This is a genomic window from Rhizobium sp. BE258 (genome assembly GCF_031457345.1).
In the GTDB taxonomy this organism is placed as follows: domain Bacteria; phylum Pseudomonadota; class Alphaproteobacteria; order Rhizobiales; family Rhizobiaceae; genus Rhizobium.
In genome coordinates, this window is the sequence record NZ_JAVDWL010000004.1 from 266,284 (window position 1) to 280,266 (window position 13,983).

13 protein-coding genes are annotated in these 13,983 nt (G+C 55.4%); 7 read left to right on the forward strand and 6 right to left on the reverse strand.

Features of this window, described 5'->3' with window-relative positions; all coding sequences use genetic code 11:
* Positions 1-76 precede the first annotated feature (76 nt).
* Positions 77-1,336: a glycerate kinase gene (locus J2X43_RS15750; protein ID WP_112389538.1), complete on the forward strand. Its 1,260-nt coding sequence runs from the start codon at positions 77-79 to the stop codon at positions 1,334-1,336.
* Between the two features lie 60 nt (positions 1,337-1,396).
* Complete coding sequence (locus J2X43_RS15755) at positions 1,397-1,861, forward strand: helix-turn-helix domain-containing protein (RefSeq protein ID WP_112389346.1); 465 nt, start codon at positions 1,397-1,399, stop codon at positions 1,859-1,861.
* An 83-nt stretch (positions 1,862-1,944) separates the two neighbouring features.
* On the opposite strand, the gene fucP is transcribed toward J2X43_RS15755, so the two are convergent.
* Together fucP and J2X43_RS15765 are read right to left on the reverse strand one after the other, a co-directional pair.
* Complete coding sequence (gene fucP, locus J2X43_RS15760; protein ID WP_310295253.1) at positions 1,945-3,228, reverse strand: L-fucose:H+ symporter permease; 1,284 nt, start codon at positions 3,226-3,228, stop codon at positions 1,945-1,947.
* Between the two features lie 123 nt (positions 3,229-3,351).
* On the reverse strand, positions 3,352-3,771 hold the full coding sequence (locus tag J2X43_RS15765) for an Rrf2 family transcriptional regulator (RefSeq protein ID WP_112389537.1): 420 nt from the start codon (positions 3,769-3,771) through the stop codon (positions 3,352-3,354).
* Between the two features lie 408 nt (positions 3,772-4,179).
* Between J2X43_RS15765 and J2X43_RS15770 the strand changes: the two genes are divergently transcribed.
* A complete protein-coding gene (locus J2X43_RS15770; protein ID WP_112389344.1) occupies positions 4,180-5,337 on the forward strand; it encodes a porin in 1,158 nt (385 codons plus the stop codon).
* A 161-nt stretch (positions 5,338-5,498) separates the two neighbouring features.
* Here J2X43_RS15770 and J2X43_RS15775 read toward each other — a convergent pair whose 3' ends face one another.
* Positions 5,499-6,323: an oxidoreductase gene (locus tag J2X43_RS15775; protein ID WP_112389343.1), complete on the reverse strand. Its 825-nt coding sequence runs from the start codon at positions 6,321-6,323 to the stop codon at positions 5,499-5,501.
* Positions 6,324-6,403: 80 nt separating this feature from the next.
* Here J2X43_RS15775 and J2X43_RS15780 point away from each other — a divergent pair, with 80 nt between their 5' ends.
* Positions 6,404-6,967 carry a TetR/AcrR family transcriptional regulator gene (locus J2X43_RS15780; protein WP_112389536.1) on the forward strand — a complete coding sequence of 188 codons (564 nt, stop codon included), beginning with the start codon at positions 6,404-6,406 and terminating at the stop codon, positions 6,965-6,967.
* A 426-nt stretch (positions 6,968-7,393) separates the two neighbouring features.
* Here the strand turns inward: J2X43_RS15780 and J2X43_RS15785 are convergent, their stop codons facing one another.
* The 3 genes from J2X43_RS15785 to J2X43_RS15795 all read right to left on the reverse strand — a co-directional run bounded on the left by J2X43_RS15785 (position 7,394) and on the right by J2X43_RS15795 (position 10,922).
* The gene (locus J2X43_RS15785) at positions 7,394-8,959 is read right to left on the reverse strand and encodes an aldehyde dehydrogenase (NADP(+)) (RefSeq protein ID WP_310295257.1); all 1,566 of its coding nucleotides are present in this window, start codon (positions 8,957-8,959) and stop codon (positions 7,394-7,396) included.
* 12 nt (positions 8,960-8,971) lie between these two features.
* A complete protein-coding gene (locus J2X43_RS15790; RefSeq protein ID WP_112389342.1) occupies positions 8,972-9,910 on the reverse strand; it encodes an alpha/beta fold hydrolase in 939 nt (312 codons plus the stop codon).
* 94 nt (positions 9,911-10,004) lie between these two features.
* Positions 10,005-10,922, reverse strand: a complete 918-nt coding sequence (locus J2X43_RS15795; protein ID WP_112389341.1) for a LysR family transcriptional regulator — start codon at positions 10,920-10,922, stop codon at positions 10,005-10,007.
* A 93-nt stretch (positions 10,923-11,015) separates the two neighbouring features.
* Between J2X43_RS15795 and J2X43_RS15800 the strand changes: the two genes are divergently transcribed.
* From J2X43_RS15800 to J2X43_RS15810, 3 genes are read left to right on the forward strand one after another with little or no spacing between them, the layout of a single operon-like run.
* On the forward strand, positions 11,016-12,230 hold the full coding sequence (locus J2X43_RS15800) for an MFS transporter (RefSeq protein ID WP_112389340.1): 1,215 nt from the start codon (positions 11,016-11,018) through the stop codon (positions 12,228-12,230).
* Positions 12,231-12,273: 43 nt separating this feature from the next.
* Positions 12,274-13,287, forward strand: coding sequence for an aldo/keto reductase (locus J2X43_RS15805; protein WP_112389339.1), 1,014 nt, complete (start codon positions 12,274-12,276; stop codon positions 13,285-13,287).
* A 57-nt stretch (positions 13,288-13,344) separates the two neighbouring features.
* On the forward strand, positions 13,345-13,755 hold the full coding sequence (locus tag J2X43_RS15810) for a nuclear transport factor 2 family protein (protein ID WP_112389338.1): 411 nt from the start codon (positions 13,345-13,347) through the stop codon (positions 13,753-13,755).
* Positions 13,756-13,983: the final 228 nt, after the last annotated feature.

Below are 13,983 nucleotides of genomic sequence, written 5' to 3' on the forward strand. Positions count from 1 at the left end.
GATCGATGCCCCTGCCACTCCTGCCGTGCCGCGTGCACGGCAGATTTTTAAGAGTCTCCAGCGCCAGATCCCGTGTATGTTCCAAGATAGCAAGGCCCTTCTTACCTCTCTCTTCAACGCCGCCGTCCTCGCTGCCGATCCGTCGCTGGGGATGAAAGCGAATCTGCCCGCTCGACCGAAAGGTAGAACCGTTGTGGTCGGAGCTGGCAAGGCGTCGGCGCAGATGGCAAGGGCGCTGGAACTCCTCTGGGACGGGCCTCTGACTGGTGTTGTTGTTACCAGGTACGGATTCGCCTGCGAAACGAAATCCATCAAAATTTTGGAGGCTGCGCACCCTGTGCCCGATCGTGCGGGGTTAGTGGCAGGCCGAGCGCTACTGGAGGTCATCAAGGACCTCACACCGGAAGATCTGGTGATCGCGCTTGTATCTGGGGGAGGATCGGCTCTCTTGCCTGCGCCGCCGCCTTCATTGAGTCTTAGCGACGAATTGGAAGTCAACCGCACCCTTCTTGCATCCGGAGCACCAATCGCTGCAATGAACATCGTGCGCAAACACGTGTCATCCATCAAGGGAGGACGCTTGGCTGCAAGTACGAAAGCTCGTGTTGTCACTTTCGTCGTATCGGATATCCCCGGCGACGACGTCGCTCTTGTAGCAACCGGTCCAACAATTCCTGATGAAACTACCAGGCACGATGCTCTCGATGTCGCTGCGCAATACAGACTCAACTTGCCCGCTCGGGTGCTTGAACACCTAAGGTCTCCCGCAGCAGACGCTCCGAAACCATCTGACGGTGTATTCTCGAGAAATGTACATCATATCGTTGCGTCAGCGAGGATCTCGCTGAAGGCTGCGTCGGAACTGGCCATCAGCGCTGGCTTTCGAGCCGTCATATTATCTGATGCTATTGAAGGGCAATCACGCGACATTGCGTCGATGCACGGATCAATCGCGAGAGAAGTCCTCACTCATGGCGAGCCTTTCGAGCGTCCCGTGATCCTGTTTTCGGGAGGAGAGACGACTGTAACGTTAGGTCCAAATCCTGGGCTGGGGGGCCGCAACACTGAGTTTGCGCTAGCGGCGGCAATAGCGTTGCGAGGCCTCGACGTGCATCTCTTGGCCGCGGACACGGATGGTATCGATGGATCTGGCATAAACGCGGGCGCCTTCGCAGACGGGACGACCGTTGGCCGCATAGTTGGAGCGGGGCTGGACCCAACGGGCCTTCTTGGTAAGAACGACAGCTATAACGCATTTGAAGCCATTGGCGACTTGTTCGTGCCCGGGCCGACAGGGACAAACGTCAACGATTTTAGAGCATTCATCATAAAATAGATTAATGAGCAAGAGTGGGTCTTGATTGCAAATCCACTATGGGTGGTGTAAGCATCGCTCATGCGCAAACCACGACCAATAGATCCTCGGGTATGTTCCATCGATGCTGCTCTGAAAGTCATCGGCGATAAATGGTCGCTGTTGGCAATCCGCGAGTTAACGTTCGGATCAGGCAAATTCGATGAGATCGTGAAAAATACGGGTGCGCCCCGGGATGTTCTCGCGGCCAAACTTAAATCGTTGGAAGTGTTCGGTGTCATCTCAAAGGACAAGTACGAAGACAGGCCGGTTCGATATATGTATCGGCTATCCGAATCCGGTGCTCACCTTTTTTCCATTCTGCATGCGATCAGGGATTGGGGCGATAAGTTTGCTCGCGACGATCCCGAGAACATCGTTGTGTTCAGGCACTCATGCGGTTCAGTGCTCACTCCGAAATTCGTTTGCTCCGATTGCGGGGATGAACTGAAGGCGGACAGCGTGCACTCAGAACGTGACCTACATCGCTCAGATCTAGCAGTCTAGAATTAGCCAGTGGCAAACGCTTCTGGCGGCGACGAGAGAGAGTGGGTCGGCGCTGCGGCCGCCCCACCAGGTTCGTACTGCTTTCACGAAGCTCGCGGTCGCGACCCCTTTACGCCATAAAATGAGATGTAGAGATAGCAAGCGATGGGCATCAAGAAGGCCATCTGGATACCGATCGTGTCGGCAAGGGTGCCCTGAACCAATGGCAGAAGTGCGCCGCCCACGATAGCAAGGCACAGGATCCCGGAGCCTTGGCTCGTATGCTTTCCAAGGCCGTGAAGCGCCAAGCTGAAGATGGTAGGGAACATAATTGAATTGAAAAGCCCGACAGCAAGGACAGCCCACATCGCTATATGCCCGGTCGTCGTAACCGTTATCAATAGTAACACGGCCGATACGATGGCGTTGAAAGCTAGTGCCTTGCCGTCATCGACGTAGCGCATTACGGCGGAGCCAATGAACCGACCAATCATCGCGCCGCCCCAAAAATAGGATACGTAATGAGCGGCATCAGCTTCCGGAAGGTTGGCAATCGACGGCTCGGCTAGGAAGTTCACGAGGAAACTGCCAACGCTCACCTCAGCGCCGACGTAGACGAAAATGCCAACGGCGCCCAACACTAGATGTCGATAGCTCCAAGCGGAATTCCCTGGTAGTTGCTCACCCTGCTGCTCATCTTCTTCGACCACAGGGAGTTTGAGCGCAGCGAACACGCATGCAAGGATCAAGAACGCGACGGCCAAAATGAGGTACGGGAGCTTAACCGCCGCCGCCTCCGTGGCGCGGATTGCATCGAGCTGCTCAGGAGTCGCATTTGTTGCGGCGACGGTTGCTGCTGAAAGGATCAGAAAAGCACCAAATAATGGGGCGAGTGTGGTTCCCAGCGAATTGAAAGCTTGGGTCAAGTTGAGCCGACTGGCTGCCGTCTCGGGCTTTCCAAGAATGGTGACATAAGGGTTTGCCGCAACTTGGAGAATCGTCACTCCGGTTGCGAGGACGAACAGAGCACCAAGGAAAAGCGCATAAATGCGATATCCCGCCGCAGGAATAAACAGAGCGCATCCAGCAGCGGCAATCGCAAGGCCTGTCACGATACCCCACTTGTAAGAGATCCGCTTAACGAGAGCGCCAGCAGGTAATGAGATTATCGAATACGCTCCAAAGAAGCAAAGCTGGATGAGCATCGATTGGGTGTAGCTGAGTTGAAACACGCTCTTCAGATGCGGGATGAGAATGTCGTTTAGGCAGGTAATGAAACCCCACATAAAAAATAGAGTTGTCAGGGCGATGAGCGGGGTTGTGTAGTTTGAATGCGCCGTCGTTGCAGCAGCCCGGGAGGCTGACGATGGAGATGTTATTGATGACATTGTGAAGCTTTCAAAGGATCGTGAAGCGACCGGGTGACACGCGATCGCGCTTGAGATAGATAATTGTATTACTATTCGAGGCGACCCCAAGAAATGAGGGGTTGAGAGGGATGGCCAATGCCCCTAACGACTCGTGATTCCGCGCCGTGGCTCTGACTGCCGAACAGAATCCAGAGCGATGTCCGAAAGGCGTACGGCTTCAAATGCGTCTTTTAATTCACTCTCAGCCGCCTCGTATGCTGCTGCGACAACGCGGTACGCACTCGTCTCTATGCCGTCATCGGGATGATCCTGAAAAGGCGGCTTGGTTAGCAACGGACCGTTCTGAAGCGCTCGCTGTACATCTAGCACAGTGAGATCGCGCAATTCCTTCCTCAGCCTCCATCCACCATTTTTACCGTCCTCTGAAGAGACGATCCCGTGTTCGCGCAGGGACCCCATGGTCCGACGAACTGCTGGAGGACTCGTTCCGAGCATCTTTGCGATCGTGACGGACGTTACCCGTTGGTCGCTGACGCCCATGTGGACAAGCACGTGCAGCATACGTGTTAAACGAAGATCCTGTGGCACCTTAAACCCCAAACCTGGAATGATTTTCTCCAAGCATGTCAGTCATCATGCTTGGAGTCCATACGGGAGTTAGCAATCCCAAGGTGGTGGTCTGGCGCTGACCGGCAGGCGAACAAGCCAGTCGGATAATCGTGGATTGGAGCCGGGATTTGTACAGTTAACGGCTTGATAACGTCATGTGAAAATTTGTTGCATTGCGGCAACACCCGTATGCAACCATGTTGCTGTGACTGTTCCTTCGCTTGATACAGTTCCAATCATGTGCAATTCAACACTGCGCGGGTTGCCGCTCCTTCCCTGAGGGGAATCGTAAACAACTGGGATGGGTTAACGCTGATTTCTCGGCGCGATGCTCTGCGCCCTATTGATAAAGGAACTGCTATGAACATACGGTCTATTCTACTCGGCTCTGCTGCCGCAATGACCTCCATGACCGGCGCATACGCCGCCGACGCGATCGTCGCTGCTGAGCCGGAAGCTGTCGAATACGTACGCGTTTGCGACGCATACGGCACGGGTTACTTCTATATCCCGGGTACGGAAACCTGCCTCAAGATCGGCGGTTATCTGCGTTTTGACACCAGCTTCGGAGCCGGTGACGGTTACGACGACAACAACAACGAAGACTGGGGTTCGCGCACCCGCGCCAAGGTCTGGTTCGACGCCAAGAGCGACTCGGAGTACGGCACCCTGCAGAGCCGTATTGTTCTCGAAGCTAACAATCGTCCGTCGAATGTCAGCACAAATGGCATCAGCACAGAAGCTTCGACCGATCTCGGTAGCAATCTTAGCGGCGCAAAAATCGATGAAGCTTACATTGACATCGCAGGTCTGCGAGTCGGTAAGTTCGTGAACTGGTGGGATGACGACTTCTCGGGTGAAACCGACGCAATGGCAAACGTCACCAACTTCAACGCGATCCGTTATCAGTATGACGCTGGCGACTTCTACGCGGGTGTCGCTCTGGAAGAACTCGGTGGCAATGACGGCGCCGACGACAATTTCCAGCGTACCAGCCTTTTCCGCGCAGGCACCGAGACCAAGGGCAACACCCTCGGCTATGACGCAACCGTCGGCGGCAAGTTCGGCAACTTTACCTGGGCAGTTTACGGCGGCTATGATGGCGGCAACCAGGAAGGCGCTGTCACGGCTCGTGTTGGTGCAGACGTCGGTCCGGGTAAGGCAGAGCTCGCTGTTGTTTGGTCTAGCGGCCTCGGCGATGCGGGCAACGGCGGTAACGCCTACTACAACATCGGTGAGTGGACCGTCGTTGCTCAGTACGCTCTTAAGGCTACCGACAAGTTCACGATCACGCCGGCTGCCCAGTACACCGACAACATCGTAACCGACTCCAACGGCAGCTGGGACGATGGCAACATGTGGCGCGCTGGTGTGACGCTCGACTACGAAGTCGTCAACAACCTGAATGCAAAGCTTGCCGCTACCTACGTCAAGGAAGACTACGGCAACCAGACCGTTAACGGTAAGGGCGACGCCGACTGGGTTGAAGGCTTCTTCCGCCTGCAGCGCGACTTCTAAGTAATTGGTGCGTGGTTAGAGACACGCATCAAGCAGAGATCTGGTTGACCTCCGATCTCTCGAAGAGGCCCGGCCTTCCCTCCGGGCCTCTTTTCTTTTGTAGGCGATCGCAGCTCGTCAGGGACATTGATCGCGGTGGAACTGCACTGAGAGATACCAGCCTACTGAGCCACAGTCTGATCGAGCTTCATCTGCTTTCGCAGCATTCCATCAAGGATGGATTCGGGTATGATCTTCCGGGCTAGGTTTAGTTGGCGTGCAATCTTCCCTGCGGGATATCGGAGCTGTGGAGACCGTGCGGAGGCGGCCTTTAGGACAACGCGTGCGATTGTTTCCGGCGCATCGCCCTTAACTAGCGCTTCTTCGATGAGTTTGTCAGCTCCCGCTCGCGGACCAGCGTATTCTGGCTTGGGTTCATCCGGGCGTACGATGTTGGTGTCAAATGCGGTCTTTGTGTAGGCAGGTTCGATTAGCAGTACCCGAATACCATTGCCACGAACCTCATGATCCAGCGATTGGCTGTACGCTTCCAACGCATGTTTAGAGGCAGCGTAGGAGGCAGAGAACGGCGCTGGAATGAAACCGAGCACGGAACTGATGTTGATGATGCGGCCACTCTCTCGCGCCCGCATCGCTGGCAAGACCGCCTTGATCATTCGGATCGCGCCAAAGACATTGACGTCAAATAGGGCCTGATGCTGCCGTACGGATGAATCTTCAAGTGCTCCTAGCATACCAATGCCAGCGTTGTTCACCAGGAGATCGACTTGCCCTGCCGTGTCGATAACGAATCCGACCGCATCCCGCACGGAGTCCTCGGATGTCACATCGCAGGTGATCATCGTGATTCCATCGGTCTCGCCTACCGGATTACCACGTGTGGTCCCGAACACGACGTAGCCTTGGTCCGCGAGGGCGCGTGCTGTTGCTTGACCAATTCCGCTCGATGCCCCTGTTACCAGCGCGACCGCGTGCTTCTTTCGCATGAAAAAACTCCTTGTTTGTATTACGATCATAATGACATATTATGTTCGTAATACAATAGCGGTGTGCTATGGTTCGAGTCATGCGATATGTGAAAGATCAAAAAGCTCAATCCCGTGCCGATATTTTAGCCGCTGCGAGTCGCCGCTTTCGAGCAGATGGCATAGCCGCCTCCGGCATTGCCGGGATAATGCACGACGCTAACAAGACGAACGGAGCATTTTATGCGCATTTTTCGTCCAAGGACGATTTAGTCTGCGAAGTCCTGAATGACGCCCTGGAGCGACAGGCACAGGAGATCTCGGACACTTCTGTCAATGCGAACCTCAAAACGGCCTTGTCACGCTATTTGTCGACCGCGCATCGCGATCATCCAGCGGATGGGTGCCCATCTGCGGCCCTCCTGCCGGAAATCGCGCGCCAACCGCAGTCCACTCGGCTGGCCTATGAGGAACACTTGAGGGAGATTCTGGCTCGGCTAGCCGATGGCATCAACGGCAACGACAGCGGCATGATCAAGGCTGCCGCGGTCTTCAGCATGGCAGTCGGTGCCCTCCAACTTGCAAGAGCGGTGCCGTCAGAGGAGCTTGCGGAGATGCTGCTAGAGTCGGCTCGCGCGGGAGCCGACCTGTTGTTAAACGGGTAGCAGACGTACGAGCGAGCAATAACTATTGACGTTAGGAGGTACCTAGTCCGAGTCTAAAATTTTAGCTCGTCACACGATTTACAGGGCGTCAACGCAAGTCGAGAACGACCGTTTGAAGCTCTTTACCTCTGCTGCCAATCCGACGCCCCGGGACGATGACCGACTTGGTGTGTCCTACAGTCTCTGTACTTACACGCACCGCGCCCAGAGCAGGGACGCTGATCTGACAAAGGGTCGCGGCGCAGGTTAAGCCAACATCCGTGGTCACAGGAAGACCGGAAGGTATTGATGTAACTCTAATTTGCCGGCTGTCGTCAGCGGTAGACGCGCATGCTGTCAGCGTGGCTAAGAGTATCGCACTGATGAACGCTTGGTGGGCTTTGTAAGTCATAGCGTGTCCTTGTTTCGGAGTGGCTTAATGCTTGTCTAGGCGGGCCCGGCCGTAAAAGGCCGAGGGAGCAGTTCTGAAGGAAAGTCCTGGTAAGAGACCGGCCGCAGAAACCGATTAATTGCAAGAGTGCCGACTGATGTGGCGCGCCCGTCGGACGTTGCTGGGTACGGTCCGCCGTGAACCATCGCGTGAGAAACCTCAACGCCGGTCGCGAAGTCGTTGACTATCAAGCGGCCCGCTAGGCTCTCGATTGAGGGAATGATCTCGGTCGCGGCTTCATAGTCAGCCTGATCAACATGAAGGGATACGGTGAGCTGGCCCTCTAGGCGAACCAACGAATCTAAGAGTTCGTTCATGTTGCTGCACCTGACGATCAAGCCCGCGGCTCCGAACACTTCATCCTGCAGCTCTGGATAACGCATGAGAGCGTCAGCGTCCGTCTCAAATAGCGCCGGAGTAGCTTCGTTGTCTCTGCCCTCGCTCCCGCGGACGAGCTGATCAACGCGCCAGTGTTCGGCAAGCTTCGTGACACCTGCTCTGTAGGCATGCAAAATTCCTGGCGTTAGCATTGTTTGGGCGGGCGACGAATGAATAGCCTCTATGGCACCCTTTCGGAATTTGGCCAGGCCAGGGCCCTCCATTGCCAGGATCAGCCCGGGGTTTGTGCAAAATTGGCCAGCTCCCAACGTAAGTGAACGGGCAAAGGCCTTTCCAATATCGACGCCCCTGTTTTCGAGAGCAGCGGGTAGAAGGATGACCGGATTGATGCTGCTCATTTCCGCGTACACCGGTATCGGCCGTTTTCTTTTGGCCGCGATGTCGAGCAAAGCCAGTCCGCCCCGACGAGAGCCTGTGAAGCCCACGGCTTGAATTCGAGGATCATTGACCAGCGCCTGGCCAATCTCGAATCCAGCGTCGAACAGCATCGAGAATATGCCCGGCGGCATTTGAGATTTGCGAACGGCTCGCGACACCGCTTTCCCCACAAATTCAGAAGTACCTGGATGCGCGGAGTGGGCTTTAACGATCACTGGACACCCGGCTGCGAACGCAGACGCAGTGTCGCCACCTGCCACAGACATCGCGAAGGGGAAATTCGACGCGCCGAAGACAACGACCGGTCCGACACCGATATTTCGAAGTCGAAGCTCCGGCTTGGATATGGGTCGTCTGTCTGGATCAGCCGCGTCGAGGCGAAGTCCCAAATGGTTGCCTACGGCAACCTCTTGAGCGAAGAGCCGGAGCTGCTTCACAGTTCTTGCTCGCTCAGCACTTAATCGCGATTTGGATAGCCCTGTCTCGGCCTCGGCCATTGATATCAGCTCATCACCGGACTGCTCGATCTCGTCTGCAATGTTCCCAAGGAACAGAGCCCTATGCCCGGAGTCGGTATCGCGAAAAGCGGCGTAGGCTTCCCAAGCCAAACGCGTCGCTTCTTCGACATCGGCGAATGTCGCCGACCGAAACTGGGTCGGTAAATCAACGCCAGTAAATGCATTCACCGCGTTAAACAGCTTTCCTTGCCCAAGCAGAGGCGAGGAACCGATGATGTTTTGACCAATTAACATTTTGACCTCATCCGCGATATCTGTGTTGGTCATCGCGACTTCTGACTAGCGCTTCGTGCCGGAGAACAGATTGATTATCCGGGCCGCCACGTCGGAATGCACTTCCTCCAATGCAAAATGGCCGGAGTTGTAATGCTGCACTTGAGAGCCGGGTGCGAGCGCACCAATAGCGTCCGCCGCATGCGGAGTGAAAATCGGATCGTTGTCGCCCCAAACCACCAGCGTCTTGGGCTTCTGATCAGCGAGATATCTCGCCCACGCCGGGTAGAGTTCGAGATTCGACGCGATGTCGAGTTGGAGATCGGTCATAACGCGACGCGATTCTGGATTGGCAATCGCAAAGGCATCGTTCGTCCAAGCATCTGGGTTGAGTGCCGACGCGTTTGCGGCGCCGTGCTGGTAGAGCGTGAGATCGGTTTTCATCGAAACACGAGATTCGGCCGCAGCCCTCTTGTCCGGTGTTTCGGGCCCCTTGTTCGACTTCACGACCTTGAGGCGTGCTGGATCCCATCCGTCTTCTGTGATCGCAATGTTCTGGAAGATTAATCCTTCGACCATGTCTGGATGACGAGTGGCGATGCGCATGCCGATCGGGCCGCCGAAATCCTGCATGTAGAAGATCGCTTTTTTTACTCCGAGCTTATCGAGCAGCTGTTCGATGGCAATCGACTCACTGTCAAAGGTGACATTGTTACCCGCAGCAGGTGCCTGGCTCTGCCCCATTCCCGGGTAATCCGGTGCAATCACGTGAAACTCGCTCGTCAGTTCCGGAATTAGATCGCGGAACATATGTGACGATGAAGGGAAGCCGTGCAGTAGCACGATCGTAAGCTTATCTTTAGGGCCGGCCTCGCGATAAAACACTTGGAGACCCGCGACTTCCTCTGTGTGGTAGCCGATGTCAGCTGCTCGTGTAATCCCGCAAAGCGTGGAGAACATAAGAGCTGTTAGTGATATGATCCGGAGGTTGTTCGAATTCTTCATGGCTAACTCTTTGATCAATGTTCATGTTTATAAAAGGGCATATGCCCCTAATGCAACAATCTAGGTTCGCTTTTCAAGCTCGATTTCGTGAGTGCTATGCGGCAAGAACGCCCACCTGGCCCTGGCCCGGCAGTGCCTGCATTTCCTCGATAAAGGTTCGCACTGGTGCCGCAAGCCTTGACGGGCTTTCGCTGCTAGCTGCCCAAACACGAACCGCCGGCCTGAAGTCTGGCGTTTCGATGACCTTAATCTGATCTCGCCAACGACATTGATCAAGGCCAGCAGGTGCAACAATGCCGATCCCATGACCTGCAGCGACAAGGGACATTTTAATGTCCGCACTTAGAACTTCTATCGCTACGTTGAACGGCAAGCGTGCGCTTTCGAAGGTATGGCCGATGTAATTCCTAAAGCCACACCCGTCATTGTTCAAAACCCACGGAAACCGAGAGAGCTCCAGGATCGTGGCTTGTTGAGGGACACGGAGAGCAGGGGAAGCCACCAAAGCGACCTCCGATCTGCCGAGGTCGACCGTTGAGATGCCCTGAGCGGGCGTTTCTCCGTCGGCAAGGCAGTATATTGCCAAGTCTAGATCGCCGCTAGCGACCCTGCTCTGCAGGGCAGGGGACCAGTCCGATGTTAGCTTGATCTTGAGGTTGGGAAATTCCGATCGAACCTTAGCAATCGGTGTGGTCACGGCCTCATCGGCCAGATGCGGCATAATACCTATCGTGAATTCTCCTTGGACGTCGCCGGGAGGGCCAGTCAGATCTACGCGAAGATCGCGCACCCCTCGGAGGATCTGCCTAGCGTAGTCATACACGCGAAGGCCATCAGATGTAGCCTTGTGCGGTTTGGATGCGCGATCAAGCAAGGCAGCGCCGAGCGTTTCCTCAAGAAGCTGAATCCTGCGTGTGAGCGCTGGTTGCGTGAGGTTGAGACGAATGGCAGCTGAGCCAACGGACCCAGTTTCAATGACGGCAACAAGTGCCTCGAGATCACGAATGTTCATGCAAAAAATCTATGAAGATTATCGGAGTTATTGATTTGTAGCATAATGTCTACACGCGGTAAATCCTGGTTGTTTCTATAGGGGTGAATTGTGATGAGCGCGATAGACGAAGTTCTGGACGATGGCAGTCGGGGCATTGCTTTACAACGTGTACCGGTGGCGCTGTTTGCGCTGGCCGTCGGCATCATGGTGACCAATCTGTTTGCGCCGCAGACAATGCTCCCGGCCATTGCCGAGAATTTTGAAATGAGCGGCTCATATAGCGGCTTCGTTGCTATGGTGACCTTGCTCGGCTACTCGGCGGGTCTGTTTCTCCTGGTACCGCTTGCCGATCTCCACGAGAACCGGACACTCGTCCTTGTGATGCTTTCTGTTGCGGGCACAACGGCCGCTCTCATAGCATCTGTCGATACAGTGGTTGCTCTCTTTCCCCTTCTTTTCGTTTTGGGGGCGTCATGTTCTGCTATTCAGATCTTGGTGCCCATCGCAGCCTCGATGGCCGCGCCAGAGAAGCGTGGACGAGTCATCGGCGACGTCATGGGCGGGTTGATGGTAGGTATCCTTCTCGCTCGTCCCGCCGCAAGCTTCCTCGAAGACGTTTGGGGATGGCGAGCATTTTACGTCGCAAGCGCGACAGTGACGGCTGTGCTTACACTCTTGCTCGCGATCAAGCTGCCGAGACGCGTTCCCGAGAGAGACCTCGGTTATGTCGGACTAATCAAGTCGCTGTTCCACCTTCTGGCGACGCAGCCCGTGTTGCGTAGCCGGGCGATCAGTGCTGCGATAGTGATGGCGGCATTCAACCTCTTCTGGACATCCGTCGCTACCATCCTGCAATCGCCTTCGTTCGGCCTCTCAGGTGATGGAGTGGGGCTCTTTGCGCTCGTCGGAGCGGGTGGAGCTGCCGTCACGCCCGTGTTCGGAAGAATGGCAGACAAAGGCCTGTCAAAAACGGTGACCGTTACCTCCCATTTCCTGATGATCTTGGGCTTCCTAGTCGCCGCCTGGGCAGGAGCAGCCCCTTCCGGCTTGCAACTTCTTTCTCTCGGGCTCTTGGGTTTGAGCGCGGTCCTTTTGGATGTGGGTGTTACGGGTGATCAGACTATCGGCCGCCACGCAATCAACCATCTTAAACCCGAGGCGAGAGGCCGTATTAATGGCTTGTTTGTTGGGATCTTTTTCTTGGGTGGAGCAGCCGGTTCTGCGGCATCGGGATTTCTTTGGTCCTACGGAGGTTGGTCCCTTACGTGCCTCGCGGGCGCGGCACTCGGGGCATTGGCATTGCTCTTGGGGATGCGGAACAGGTAGCGGTCGGCCGATATAAACGCATCAAAAATTGAAGGGATAGAACTTGAAAACGAAAGTATTTGGCAGCACTGGTCTACGTGTTTCGGAGTTGGTTCTCGGAACCGGGAACTTCGGCACCGGTTGGGGCTACGGAAGCGACCGCGAGGAAGCCTCCAAGATATTCAACGCCTATGCCGATGTTGGCGGGAATTTCCTTGATACCGCTGATTTTTACCAGTTCGGACAATCTGAGGAGATCCTTGGCGATCTTCTTACTGGCCGACGCGAAGACTTCCTCCTCACCTCTAAGTTCACGCTCGGCGACCAGAAAGGACTTGGGACGCTGAGAACAGGGAACAGTAGGAAATCAATGGTCTCGTCCGTTGAAGCTAGCCTCAGACGCCTCAAGACAGACAGGATCGATATATATTGGGCCCACTACGCGGACGGCGTCACGCCGAGCGAGGAGATTGTGCGCGGGTTCGATGACCTAGCTCGCGCCGGAAAGATCTTATACGGCGGCCTTTCAAATTTTCCTGCCTGGCGTGTTACTCGAGCGGCCACCCTCGCGGAGCTTGGCCGTGCGGCAAAGATTGCGGGAATTCAAGTTGAACACAGTCTCGTTCACCGCTCGCCGGAGCGTGAACTGTTCCCTGCTGCCGCCGCTCTTGGCATGGGCATCGTCACTTACTCACCACTGGCTGGGGGGATGTTAACGGGCAAATATCGTAAGGGTGAAGGCGGCCGTGAACTAGGGCTCGGTGGAAGAGCATTTCGCGCGGAAAACTCGGCGGAAAAGGCCGCCGTGGTAGATGTTCTCCTTGAGATGGCGTCTGAGTTGGAAACGACACCGGACAAAATTGCGATCGCATGGGTCGCAACAAAGGGCGGTATCCCGATGGTCGGTCCCCGAACACTTGATCAACTCAAGAGCAATCTGCGCAGTCTTGAACTCATCCTCAATGACGAGCAGATCAGCAAGCTGGATAAAGTCTCACATGGAATGCTCAACGATGAAAGGGAGGCGTTGCAGGGTGTCGCCGGTCGTGTTGATGCGCCTGCTGTTCACGTCGCTTGAGTTCGCAATTTATTGAAACAGTTCAAAACCGTAGCTTCTGAAAGTTGGAAATAAAACATGACAGATCAAGCGAAGAACAAAGCTCTCGTGCTCGAGGCGTTCGAAACCCTTTTCAATAAGCGTGACTACGACACAGCGCTCAAGTATTGGTCGCCAAACTACCTCCAACACAGTGCTCACATCGCTCCCGGCCGCGAGGGGCTCTTCGATCTAGTCCGCGCGGCGCCCAAGGACCTTAGGTGGGAATACCAACTGGCTGTCGCTGAGGGCGACTATGTCATCGTTCATGGGCGCTTTTCCAACACTGGGAGATCGGCGGCATGGATCGCCGCTGACATAGTTCGGATGGAAGACGGCGTCCTCGCCGAGCATTGGGACATGCTTCAGGACGAGGCGACGGTACAAGAATCAAAGAGCGGGCTGCCAATGTTTGGCAATACGTTTTCGGAAAACGGCAACGGGATTTGAGGGACCAGTCGGAGCCGAGCTCATTGGAAATGCTCACCGGTTCTCGGCCTTGCTATTGCCCTAGCCGCTGAGCTTTGGGTCTGGAGCGCAACATCATGTCGCCGGGGCTGAGCGACACTGTGCAATACGATAGACCGGACGACTGCTATCAATCTCCCAAGAAGCTTTCTTGGGAGATTACGGGGTCAGTCTGAGGATCGGCTAATGATTTCGCTCCGAGATCGTCAT